The sequence below is a fragment of the Halomonas rhizosphaerae genome, assembly GCF_030010555.1.
Lineage (GTDB): Bacteria > Pseudomonadota > Gammaproteobacteria > Pseudomonadales > Halomonadaceae > Halomonas > Halomonas rhizosphaerae.
In genome coordinates this window covers 182167-194213 of sequence record NZ_JASCQP010000028.1, presented here as the reverse complement: position 1 = coordinate 194213, position 12047 = coordinate 182167, and the positions used below count along the sequence as shown (strand labels likewise).

The 12047-nt window shown below is 71.2% G+C and carries 8 protein-coding genes; 3 read left to right on the top strand and 5 right to left on the bottom strand.

Features of this window, described 5'->3' with window-relative positions:
- Positions 1-19: 19 nt before the first annotated feature.
- The 3 genes from tamA to msrA are packed head-to-tail and all read left to right on the top strand — an operon-like array spanning position 20 to position 6616.
- Entirely contained in the window at positions 20-1873 is a 1854-nt protein-coding gene (gene tamA, locus QLQ83_RS13100; protein WP_282735963.1) for an autotransporter assembly complex protein TamA, read from the top strand.
- A gap of 11 nt (positions 1874-1884) precedes the next feature.
- Positions 1885-5949 carry an autotransporter assembly complex protein TamB gene (gene tamB, locus QLQ83_RS13095; RefSeq protein WP_282735962.1) on the top strand — a complete coding sequence of 1355 codons (4065 nt, stop codon included), beginning with the start codon at positions 1885-1887 and terminating at the stop codon, positions 5947-5949.
- A 52-nt stretch (positions 5950-6001) separates the two neighbouring features.
- Positions 6002-6616: a peptide-methionine (S)-S-oxide reductase MsrA gene (msrA, locus tag QLQ83_RS13090; RefSeq protein WP_282735961.1), complete on the top strand. Its 615-nt coding sequence runs from the start codon at positions 6002-6004 to the stop codon at positions 6614-6616.
- Here the strand turns inward: msrA and QLQ83_RS13085 are convergent.
- The 5 genes from QLQ83_RS13085 to QLQ83_RS13065 all read right to left on the bottom strand — a co-directional run bounded on the left by QLQ83_RS13085 (position 6597) and on the right by QLQ83_RS13065 (position 12047).
- The gene (locus QLQ83_RS13085) at positions 6597-7637 is read right to left on the bottom strand and encodes a hydrolase (RefSeq protein WP_282735960.1); all 1041 of its coding nucleotides are present in this window, start codon (positions 7635-7637) and stop codon (positions 6597-6599) included. The two genes, msrA and QLQ83_RS13085, sit on opposite strands and share 20 nt — an antisense overlap.
- Before the next feature lie 7 nt (positions 7638-7644).
- Positions 7645-8964: a Xaa-Pro dipeptidase gene (gene pepQ / locus QLQ83_RS13080; RefSeq protein ID WP_282735959.1), complete on the bottom strand. Its 1320-nt coding sequence runs from the start codon at positions 8962-8964 to the stop codon at positions 7645-7647.
- Entirely contained in the window at positions 8961-9911 is a 951-nt protein-coding gene (locus QLQ83_RS13075; RefSeq protein ID WP_282735958.1) for a LysR family transcriptional regulator, read from the bottom strand. The genes pepQ and QLQ83_RS13075 overlap by 4 nt, the downstream gene beginning before the upstream one ends.
- A 64-nt stretch (positions 9912-9975) precedes the next feature.
- The gene (locus QLQ83_RS13070) at positions 9976-11028 is read right to left on the bottom strand and encodes an ABC transporter ATP-binding protein (protein WP_282735957.1); all 1053 of its coding nucleotides are present in this window, start codon (positions 11026-11028) and stop codon (positions 9976-9978) included.
- Complete coding sequence (locus tag QLQ83_RS13065) at positions 11028-12047, bottom strand: ABC transporter ATP-binding protein (protein WP_282735956.1); 1020 nt, start codon at positions 12045-12047, stop codon at positions 11028-11030. Before QLQ83_RS13065 ends, QLQ83_RS13070 begins: the two co-directional genes overlap by 1 nt.

Genomic DNA, 12047 nt, shown 5'->3' with positions numbered 1-12047 from the left:
CAGTCAGGAAGCGCTACCAATGGATAATCGCGTGTTCACACGCCTGGGGACGGCGGCATTCTGCCTGGGCCTGGCGCCCGGCGCCCTGGCCCTCGAGGCGACCATCGAGGGCATCGAGGACCCGCTGGCGGAGAACGTCCGCCTCTACCTCGACGGGCTTGAGGCCGAGCAGTACAGCCCCGAGCGCCTGGAGAGCGAGGTGCTGCGGCGCAGCAGCGAGGCGCTGCGGGTCTACGGCTACTACTCGCCCCGGATCGAGCCGCGTTTCGACGATCCCGAGGACCCGACTCGGGTGACCCTGGCCATCAGCCCGGGGGAGCCGGTGCGGATCGAGGTCCTGGCACTCTCCGTGACCGGCGATGCTGCCGAGGATGCCCCCTTCACCGAGGCCATCGAGGCCTTCCCCCTGTCGGAAGGCGACCGCCTGCGCCATGCCCCCTTCGACAGCCTGCGCAGCCGGCTGGCAAATCTCGCCCTCGAACGCGGCTACTTCGACTGGCGCTTCGCCGACCGCCGGATGGAGGTCAGGCCCCATGCCAACAGCGCCCGGCTCTACCTGGCACTGGACAGCGGCCGGCGCCATCGCTTCGGCGACGTGACCTTCCAGGGCCATCATATCGAGACCTCGCGGCTGGAAGCCCTGGCTCCCTTCGCCAGCGGGGAGCCCTACCTGGCGAGCGAGGTGGCCAGGTTCAACCAGCGCCTGGGCCAGACCGAGTGGTTCGCCTCGGTGAACGTGCGGCCGCGCCTGGACCGGGAGCTGGCCCGACTGGCGCTGCCGGACGTCGAACCGGGCTGGTGGCAGTCCCTCGAGGTCGAGGGCGTGGAGTCCGTCGACCGTGGGCCGCGCATCGCTTCCGGGGCGCTGGTGGCGGCCGCCGGCCTGCAGCGTCCCGACGCTCCCGAGGTGCCCATCGACGTGGTGGTGACCCCCGCCGACCGCCACCAGTTCGAGGTGGGGGTCGGCTATGCCACCGACGTGGGCCCCCGGTTGCGCTTCTCGTGGGACCAGCCCTGGATCAACCGCTATGGCCACGGCCTGGATCACGACCTCTACATCTCGGGGCCCGAGCAGCAGTTCACCGGGGTCTACACCATGCCGCTGGAGGACCCGCTGCGTGACAGCTATCGCTTCCAGTATGGCCTTCGCAACAAGGACAACGAGGACACCCGGACCCTGGAGAGCACGGTGGAGGCGGCCCGTCGCTGGACGTTCGACAACGACTGGGAGCAGACCCTCTACGTGCGCGGCACCTACGAGGACTTCACCCAGGCCGGTGTCTCCAACCAAGTGCTGCTGCTCTATCCCGGCATCAGCTGGTCGCGCACCCGTACCCGCAATCCCACCTTTCCCACCTGGGGCGATCGCCAGCGCCTGGCCGTGGAGTATTCCAGTGACTGGTGGGGCTCGTCCGCCGAGTTCCTGCGTCTCACCGGCGACAGCGAATGGATCCGTATGCTCGGCGACGACAACCGCTTCGTGGGCCGGGTCGGCGTCGGCAGCATCACCACCGACGACTTCGAGGATATCCCCCCCTCGCTGCGCTTCTTCACCGGTGGCGATCGCAGCGTGCGCGGCTACGGCTACGAGAGCCTCGCCCCCGAGGACGACGAGGGCCGGCTGGTCGGCGGCGAGCAGCTACTCACCGCCAGCCTCGAGGCCCAGCGTCGCATCACCGGCAAGTGGTGGGCGGCGAGCTTCATCGACACCGGCGATGCCTTCAGCGACTGGGGCCCGAGCGACCTGAAGACCGGTGCCGGCCTGGGGGTGCGCTGGATCTCGCCGGTCGGCCCGATTCGCCTCGATGTCGCCCATCCCTTCGACGACGATGATGCCTTCCGCATCCACTTCGCCATCGGTCCGGAATTCTGAGAGTCCACATTTTGAGAACCCGTGCATTGACCTGGGCCCTGGCCCGACTGCTGATCGTCCTGCCCCTCTGGCTGCTGGGTCTGGTGCTGCTGCTGCTGGGCCTGGCGCTCTCGCCCTGGGGGACCGGCGTGCTGCTCGAGCAGGGTGCCAAGCGCGGCTTCTACGAACTGGGCGCCGTGGAGGGCGCCCCGCTGGATCGCCTGGTGCTGCATGACCTTCGCCTGGAGGTCGGCGCGGCCCGCATTGCCCTGACGCGGTTCGAACTGGCCTGGTCCGAGGAGTGCGTCCTGCAGGGCCGGCTGTGTCTCGACCGGCTGGCCGTGGAAGGTGCCGATATCCGCCTGGCAGAAGCCGACGCCGGGCCGGAGGCCGAGTCGGAGGAGGGGGCCGGCGCGTCCCTCGAGGAGATCCGCCTGCCGTTCCCGGTGGAGCTGCGTGAGCTATCGCTGAGTGATGTGACCCTGCAACTCGCCGACGGGACCCGGCTGACCTGGGCTTCCTTCACCACCGGTGTCCAGGCCGAGGAGAGCACCTTGACCCTGCTGCCCACCCGGTTGGCCGGCACGCGGCTGACCCTGCCGCTCTCGGCGGGCACCCGCCTGGCCCTGAGCGAGGCCGAGCAGGACGGCCCCCGGCTCTCCGCGGCCGCCATCGACGCGGCCATCGCCGTGCGCTCGCCGCTGCCGGCCGGAGCCGCCGCTGAACTGGAAGGACTCGCCGACCTGCCCCTCGACGAGCGGCCGCGCCGCGTGCTCCCCGAGGTGACCCTGCCCATGGCGGTGGAGGTCCCGGAGCTCGCCATCGAGGATGTCGCGATCGACGGTTCGGTCGAGTATGGCGTGGAGCAGCTGCTGCTGCGCCTCAGCGCCCGCGGGCAGGAGGTCGAGATCGACACCTTGGCGGTCGCCACCGCCGATGCGGATGCCGAACTGATGGCTCGCGTGGCGCTTCGCGACGACTATCCCCTGGAGGCCCGGCTGGCCGCCGACCTCTACCTGCCGGAGCGGATGCCGGCGCTGGAGGGGGAGCGCGTCGAGCTCGCCTTGGCCGGCAGCCTGGCCGACCTCGAGGTCGACCTGGTCACCCGGGGGCCGGTCGAGGCCCACCTGGTGGCCCGACTCGACGCCCTCGACCCGACCCTGCCGTTCACTGCCTCGCTTCAGAGCGATGCCCTCCAGTGGCCGCTGCCCGGGGCAGAGGAGCCGCCGGTCGGCGAGGGGAAAGAAGCGCCGGCCGAGGCAGGAGATGAGGCGGACGAGGCGGGAGAAGACACGAGCGAAGCGCCCGCCGAGCCCTGGCAGGTCGAGGCGCTCGCGGTGCACCTGGAGGGTAGCCTGGTCGACTATCGCAGCCGAGTGTCGCTCAATGTCCAGGGCCCGTCGCTGCCGCCCACCGACCTGCTGGTCAGTGGCAGCGGTGACCTCGAGCACTTCCGCTGGTCACCACTGACGGTCAACCAGCAGGGCGCCGTGCTCCTCAGCCGAGGGCAGGCCGCCTGGCGCGACGGCCTCGACGTCGCGGCCACGCTCACGCTTGACAACCTGGACCCCGGCCGCTTCGTCGAGGGCCTCGACGGTCGCCTGGGCGGCGGCGCCGAGCTGGCCTTCGTCCAGGGCGACGCGGGCTGGCGACTCGAGGTGCCGGGCCTGGATATCCAGGGCGTGCTGGACGACCGGCCGCTGAGTCTCGAGGCCGTCCTCGCCGGGGACAGCGAGATGCGCTGGGACATCGAGACCCTCGACTTTCGCCAGGGCGCCAACCGGGTCAGCCTGGCCGGGCGTGTGACCCGCGAGGCCCTGGACCTGGCCGGCGACCTGGACATGCCCACCCTGGACACCCTCTATCCCGATCTCGGCGGCACCCTGGCCGGACGATTCACCACGGCCGGCAGCCTCGAGGCACCGGAGCTCGATCTCGCGCTGACCGGCCGCTCACTGGCCTTCGCCGGCAACGCCGTGGAGGCGCTCGACCTGACGGCCCGCGTCGCCGGCCTGGAGGACCCCGACCTGGCACTGGCCCTCGAGGTCAGCCGCCTCGAGGCCGGCGGACAGCGTCTCGATGCCCTCACCCTGGACCTCGACGGCCGCCTCTCGGAGCACCGCCTGCGTCTGGCCGCCGAGGGCGGCGACGAGATGCCGCTGTCGCGGCTGGTCCTGGCCCTGGAGGGCGGGCTCGACGGTGCCCGGGAGCGCTATCGCGGGGTCCTCTCACCGCTCGAGATCGACAGCGAGTTCGGTGATATCCGCCTCGCCGAGGCGCTGACCTTCGACGCCGACCTTCCCGCGGGGTCGGCCCGGGTGGCGCCCTTCTGCCTGACCCGCCGCCAGGGGGGCGAGGTGTGCCTGACCGATCCGTTGGAGGCCTCGGCAGAGGCCGGTCGGGCGGCGCTCGCGATCCGCGACCTGCCCATGGACCTGGCCGACGCCGCCATGCCGCCGGGGTGGCGTATCAGCGGCGAGAGCGGCGGCAACCTCGAGGCCGGCTGGTCCGCCGGCGGGACGCGCTGGCAGCTGGCCGCCGACCTCGACAGCCGCGCCGAGGTCACCGGCGAGGACGCCTATGGCCGGCCCTGGTCGGTCCCCGGCACCAGCCTGGGCCTGCAGGTCGATGCCAGCGAGACGCGAGCGGATCTCGACCTGCTGCTGGGGCTGGCGGACAGCGGTGAGCTACGCCTGGCCCTGGGCATCGACGAGCCGCTGGGAGAGGGGGGGCTCGACGGCCGGTTGCGCATCGAGGACCTGCGCCTGGCCCCCTATCGCCCCCTGGCCGCCGGTCTGGAGACGCTGGAAGGGGGGCTCGACGGCGATATCCGCATCGGCGGCACCCGCGAGACGCCCCGGCTCGACGGCCGGCTCGCCCTGTCGGGGCTGAGGGCCGGCGGCCTGGATCTGCCGCTGGACGTTCGCGACGGGGAACTGGTCGTGGAACTGGCCGGCGACCGGGCCGACATCGACGGTTTCCTGGCCGCCGACGAGGGGCGCCTGGAGATCGGGGGCAATGCCCGCTGGCCGGCATCGGGCAGCTGGCAGGCCGCCGTCGACCTGCAGGCCGTCGATGATCCCCTGCTGGCAGTACTGCCAGAGTTCGGGCGTCTGCGCCTGGCCCCCGACCTGAGAATCCGTGCCACCCCCGAGCGGCTGCAGGTACGCGGCACGGTCGACATCCCCTGGGCGAGGCTCGAGGCCGGGGAGGTGCCGGACTCGGCCATGGCGCCGAGCCCGGACGAGGTGATCATCACCGAGGAGCAGGACCGTCGCGCCGAAGAGGCCGCGGCCGAGCAGCGCGACGCCACGCAGGACGGGGAGACCGGCGAGTCCACCGCCGAGGCCATGGCCCGGGCCGGGATGGCCACCGATGTCCTGATTACCCTCTCCCTGGGGCCGGACATGCAGCTCGAAGCCTATGGCCTGGAGTCCGGACTCTCGGGCAACCTCGAGGTCCGACAGCAGAACGGGCCGGTCCAGCTGTTCGGCGACGTCAGCCTGGTCGATGGCCGCTTCCGGGCCTTCGGCCAGGACCTGCTGATCCGTGAGGGGATCATCTTCTTCAGCGGTCCCCCCGGGCAGCCGCTGCTCGACTTCGAGGCGATCCGCAACCCCGCGACCACCCAGGACGGGGTGATCGCCGGCATGCGCGTCACTGGCTCGGCGGATTCGCCGAGCCTGGAGATCTTCTCGGAGCCGGCCATGGACGAGGCCAGTGCGCTCTCCTACCTGCTGCGCGGGCGCGCTCCGGGCGGCAGCGGTGGCGCCGACGGCGCCCTGACTTCCGCGCTGATCGGCATTACCCTGGGACAGACCGGCGGCGCCGTGGGCGCCATCGGCGAGGCCTTCGGCATCGACGACCTGAGCCTCGACACCGCCGGGGCCGGGGAGGAGAGCCAGGTGGTGGTCACCGGCAACCTCACCGAGCGCCTGAGCATCGGCTACGGGGTGGGCGTCTTCTCGCCCATCGCCGAGCTCACCCTGCGCTACCAGCTGTGGCGCAGCCTCTATCTCGAGGCGGTCTCGGGGGCGGCCCAGGCGGTCGACCTGGTCTACAGTTTCAGCCTGCCGGGCGATCCCCCGAGCCCATGAGGCGACCCTGCCATGCCAGGCGAACATTCCACCGGACAATGGAGCCCATGCCATGCCACTGCATCCCGACCATGCGCCCGAGGGGCGCGACACGCCGCTGCCGATCAGCGGGACCCACCTGGTCAACGGCCACGCCATGCAGCCCCCCTGGCCCGAGGGCATGGAAGAGATCGTGCTCGGGCTTGGCTGCTTCTGGGGGGCCGAGCGGCTCTTCTGGCAACTGCCCGGCGTGCACGTCACCGCGGTGGGCTATGCCGGCGGCGTGACCCCGAACCCCACCTATGAGCAGACCTGCAGCGGCCGGACCGGCCATGCCGAGGTGGTGCGGGTGGTCTTCGACCCCCGCCGGGTCGACCTGGAGTCCCTGCTGCGGGTGTTCTGGGAGGCCCATGACCCGACCCAGGGACACCGCCAGGGCAATGACGTCGGCAGCCAGTACCGCTCGATCATCCTCACCACCACCCCTGGCCAGCGTGAGCTGGCCGAGCGCAGCCGCGAGGCCTATGCCGCGGCGCTGGCGCGCAGCGGCAGGGGCCCCGTGACCACCGAGGTCGAGCCCCTCGAGGCCTTCTACTACGCCGAGGAGTACCACCAGCAGTACCTGGCGAAGAACCCCGGGGGCTACTGTGGCCTCAAGGGGACCGGCGTCAGCTGCCCGATCGGCTGATCACCCGCCCGGGAGACCAGCCCGTCAGCCCGCCGGGGCGCCCCCAGGCGTCGAGCTGATGGGCGACTCGGCGGGCCAGCCAGGACTGCAGACGCCCCTCGCGCCACTCCACGAAGCCCACGTGGCCCCCCTGGCGGGCGAGTTCCACCCGCACCGACGGGGAGGGCGCCGGCAGCCTCGCGAACAGCGCCGGCGGCATGAAGGGGTCGTCGTCGGCATGCAGGATGAGCATCGGCAGCTCGACCTCGCCCAGCAGGGGGCCGGCGGAGGCACGGCGGTAGTAGTCCTCCGCGCCGACGAAGCCGTGCAGGGGGGCCGTCACGGCCTCGTCGTAGTCACGCAGGCTCTCCAGCGCGTGGAGATCTCGCGTCGTGAGCGTCAGTGGCAGCTCGCCGCGCGCGAGACGCGCGGTCATCTTGCGCTTGAGCGAGCCGAGCAGGTGGCGTTCATAGACCCGGGCAAAGCCGTGGCGCAGGGTATCGGCACAGGCCGAGAGCTCCAGCGGTGCGCTGATGACGATGGCGCCGGCCAGGTCGAGCCCGTCGCCACCCTGTTCCGCGACCAGCTTGACCAGCATGTTGCCCCCCAGGGAGACCCCGGCGGCGACCTTGAGGGCGCGGGGATAGCGATGGGCCAGCTGGCCGATCAGCCAGTAGGCATCCGCGGTGTCGCCGCTGTGGTAGGCCCGGGGTAGGCGATTGGGCATGACCCCGCAGCCGCGGAAGTGCATGAGCAGGGCGCGCCAGCCAAGGCGGGCGGCGGCGTGCAGCAGGTGGCGGGCATAGGGCGATGCCAGCGAGCCCTCGAGCCCGTGGAAGAGCAGCAGGATGGGCGCGTCGGCCCGGTCGGGCAGCGGGTGCGCCCAGGCCAGTTCGACGAAGTCCCCGTCCGGCAGCTCGAGGATCTCGGTCTCGGCGTCGACCGCCGGCCGAGGCAGGCAGCGGGGCAGCAGGGTCTGGACGTGCCGGTTGCCAAGCCCGGGCGGCGGGCGGAAGTCGGCAGCGTGCCAGGTCGCGTCCATCGGGGTGTCACTCCGCGGGGGTGAGGTTGCCGTGGCCGCTGGGCGTGATCACCAGGTTGTCCTCGATGCGGATGCCGCCGTGGTCGGCCAGGCGCTCGACGAGCGGCCAGTCGATGTCGCGGCCCGCCACGCGCTCCTTCAGCGGTGCCAGCAGCATGGGGATCACGTAGAGCCCGGGTTCCATGGTGACCACCATGCCGGTCTCCAGTTCCCGGGTCAGGCGCAGCGCGGGGTCGCTCTCGGGGGGCGGCAGGGGCCGGCCCGCCCCGTCCACCCGACCGGCCACGTCGTGGACCTGCAGGCCCAGCGAATGGCCCAGGCCATGGGGGCAGAAGGCCCGGGTGATGCCCTGATTGACCGCGGCCTCTGGCGTGCAGTGGACCAGCCCCTGCTCGGCCAGCAGCTGCCCCAGGGCCCGGTGCATGCGCTGGTGCAGTTCGACATAGTCGACCCCCGGCGCCAGCGCGTCGATGAGACGGCGCTGCAGCGCCGTGATGCCCTCGATCAGCGCCGCGAAGGCGGGATCGGCATCGGGCCCGGCCCAGGTACGGGTGATGTCGGCGCAATAGCCCCGGTGGCGATGGCCGGCGTCGAGCAGCAGGCTGCGCCGCCTGGCGGGCGCGACGCTGTCGTAGTGTTGGTAGTGCAGCACGCCGCCGTGGGCATTGAGCCCCACGATGCTGGCGTAGGGCAGGGCCGTCTCGCGCTGGCGGGAGGCGCTCAGGTAGGCGAGCTGGATATCGAGCTCGGCGCCACCCGCCAGGAACGCCTCCCGGGCGGCGCGATGGCCGGCCATGGCCTGCCGGTTGGCATCGCGCAGGCAGGCGATCTCGTAGTCGCTCTTGCGGACCCGGCACTCGTCCAGGGCCCCCACCAGGGCCGCCGGGTTGCCGTCGGCACCAAGCGACTCGGCGAGCGCCGCCGACACGTCGCCGAGCACGGCGAAGCGACCGGCCGGCAGGAGGGGCGGGGCGTCGTCGCGGGCCATCTCGATGTCGAAGGCTTCCCCCCAGGGCTCGTCGGGCAGGTAGGCCGGCAGGTGCCAGAAGTCATCCGGGGCATGGATCTTGAGTCTGGGTCGCTGGCCCGGGCGGATCAGCAGCCAGCTGCGCGCGAGGTCGGCCTGGCCGGTCCAGTGCATGAAGTGGCCATAGGCGGCGAAGCTCGCTTCCTGGTCATCGGCGAAGTGGCGGCGTGGCTGGCCGCTGTAGAGCAGCACCCCATCTAGACCCAGGCGTGTCAGCACCTCGCCGTAGGCCTGTTGCAGCGTCTCCAGATGGCGCAATTGCAGGGGGGCGAGCGGCGAGGGTATGGCAGGGACGGTCATGGGGACTCCGGTGAAGGGATCGGTGTGGGGCGACGGGGCGCAGCGGGGTCGGGCAGGGCCTCCCAGAGGGCCTCGAGGGCGGGCTGGCCGCGATCGCGACGGCGATAGAGACGGATTTCCAGGGGGACCTCCCAGCGCGCATCGCCGGCCCGCACCAGCCGGCCGGTGGCCAGGTCGCCGCGCACGGTGCGTTCGGGCAGCCAGCCGAGGCCATAGCCCAGGCCGACCAGCTCGCGGATGTTGCCGCTCTGGATGCTCTCGTGGAGCACCCGGAAGCGCGGTGCCCCGGGCAACGCATCCAGGTGGCTGCGCAGGGCCAGGTCGATCAGCCCGCGGGGGTGGTAGGCGATCAGGGGCAGGGTGAAGCGGGCCCCGGCCTCAAGCGAGAAGCGGGGGCGGCCGTCGGCCTCGGGCAGCGAGGTCGGGATCATCCGCTCGCTGCCCAGGCAGCGATGCACCAGTCCTTCGGTCTCCGGCATCTGGGGGCAGGCGCCGGGCGGCCAGTAGCAGAGCACCAGGTCGCACTCGTCGCGGGCCAGGGCCTCGAAGAAATCACCGGCGAGCCAGCCGGTGGCGCGCAGGTAGGGCGTCAGCGGCGGGGGCGAGGCCCAGTTGGCCAGCCACTCGGGGAGGAAGTGCGCCAGCAGGCTCTGCGGTGCCGCCAGCCGCAGCTGCCCGGCCTGCTCCTCGGCCAGGTGGGCCAATCGCTGCCGGGTCGCCGCCACCCGGCGGGTGACTTCCTGGCAGAGGCCAAGGAACTCCTCCCCGGCCGGGGTCAGCGACAGCGGCAGGGTCTGGCGGTTGATCAGGGTCGCGCCCATCTCCTCCTCGAGCAGCTTGATGCGTCGCGAGAAGGTCGGCTGGGTGACGTTCTGCTCCTCCGCCGCCCGGGAAAAGTGCTGGGTCCGGGCCAGGGCGATGAAGTCTTCCAGCCAGCGCAGTTCCATGTCGATCCTCGTGCGTGCCGCGGCCGTGTCTTGCCCCCGGCATTGTGCCATAGCGTGACGGGCCTCAGGCGATGCGCCCTTCCTCCACGGCGTGACAGGCCACCTGGCCGCCGTCGGCGGTGGCGATCAGGCCCGGGATCTCGCGCCGGCAGCGATCATTGGCATGGGGGCAGCGGCCGTGGAAGACGCACCCCGAGGGCAGGTTCACCGGCGTGGGCACCTCGCCCTCCAGGCGGATGTGCTGTGGCCGGTCGTCCTCGAGGCGCGGGATCGCCGACATCAGGGCCTGGGTGTAGGGGTGTCGCGGCCGGGCGAAGAGCGTCGCCGTCGGTGCCACCTCGCAGACCCGGCCCAGGTACATCACCGCCACCCGGGTACCGAAGTGCTCGACCACGGCGAGGTCATGGGTGATGAAGAGGTAGGTCAGGTTGCGCTGCTGCTGTGCCTCCATCAGCAGGTTCAGCACCTGGGCCTGGATCGACACGTCCAGCGCCGAGATCGGCTCGTCGGCGACGATGAACTCGGGGTCCACCGCCAGGGCGCGGGCGATGGCGATGCGCTGACGCTGACCGCCGGAGAACTCGTGGCCATAGCGGCCGCCCCAGTCGGCCGCGATGCCCACCGAGGTCATCACCTCGGCGACCTGCTCCTTGATGCGCTGCACCGACCACTCCGGGTGGTGCAGGCGGATCGGCTCCTCCAGGGTCTGCTGGATGGTCATCCGCGGATTGAGCGAGGCATAGGGGTTCTGGAAGATCATCTGCATGCGACGACGATAGGGCATCAGCGCCTTGTGGGAGAGGTCGTCGATGCGCTGGCCGTCATAGTGGATCTCGCCGGCACTGGGATGGAGCAGGCCCATCACGGTGCGGGCCACCGTGGACTTGCCGCAGCCGGACTCGCCGACCACGCAGAGCGCCTCGCCACGCCGGATATCCAGGTCGACGCCATTGATGGCATGCACGTGCTTCTGCTCGCGGACGATCCTGCCCTTCTTGAACTTCAGCTGCTCGAGGAAATCCCCGGAGAGCGAGAAGTGCTTCTCCAGTCCACGGATCTCCAGCAGGGGGTGGGCCGCCTCTGGCGAAAGGGCCTGGGCGTGGGCGGTGGCACTCATCAGCGAATCTCCTCGGCCGGGATGCGTTCGCGCTCGAGCATCTCGGCGACCATGTGGCAGGCAACCCGGCAGTTGCCGGAGGTCACGAAGCCGGGGACCTCGTCGATGCAGGCGCGTCGGGTCGTGCCGTCGGCGCGCTCGACGAAGCCGCAGCGCGGGTGGAAGGCGCAGCCGCTCGGCAGGTTGTCCAGCGATGGCATGCTGCCGGGGATCTGGTTCAGCCGGCTGCCGGGCGTGGCCATCTGGGGCAGGGCGTTGATCAGGCCCTGGGTGTAGGGATGCTGAGGATCGTTGATGATCTCCCGGGTCGGGCCCTGCTCGATCACCCGTCCGGCATACATCACCAGCATGCGCTGGGTGACCTGGCTGACCACGCCCAGGTCGTGGGTGATTAGGATCAGGCCGACGTTGTGCTTCTCGCAGAGCTCGAGCAGCAGCGCCATGATCTCGGCCTGGATGGTCACGTCCAGCGCGGTGGTGGGCTCGTCGGCGATGATGATGTCGGGGTCGAGCAGCAGCGCGATGGCGATGATCACCCGTTGGCGCATGCCGCCGGAGAGCTCGTGGGGATACTGGTCCAGGCGCGCGGTGGGCGAGGGGATCTGCACCTGCTCGAGCTTGCGCAGGGCGATCGCCCGGGCCTCGCGGGTCGAGATGCGCCGGTGGGCCTTGAGGCATTCGACCATCTGTTCGCCGATGGAGAGCACCGGGTTCAGGGTCATCATCGGATCCTGGAAGATCATCGACATGCGGTGGCCGCGGACATGGCGCAGCGCCCGGTCGCTCATCCGGGTCAGGTCGCGACCGTCGAAGTGGATGCTGCCGCCGGCGATATAGCCCGGCTTGGCGATCAAGTTGAGCAGGCTGAAGGCCGCCACCGACTTGCCGGCGCCGGACTCGCCCACGATCCCCAGGCGCTCGCCGCGCTCGAGGCTGAAGCTGACATCGCGCAGCGCCTGGACATCGCCACGGCGAAGGGCGAAGCGCACGTCGAGATGGTTTACGTCGAGAAGTGCCAT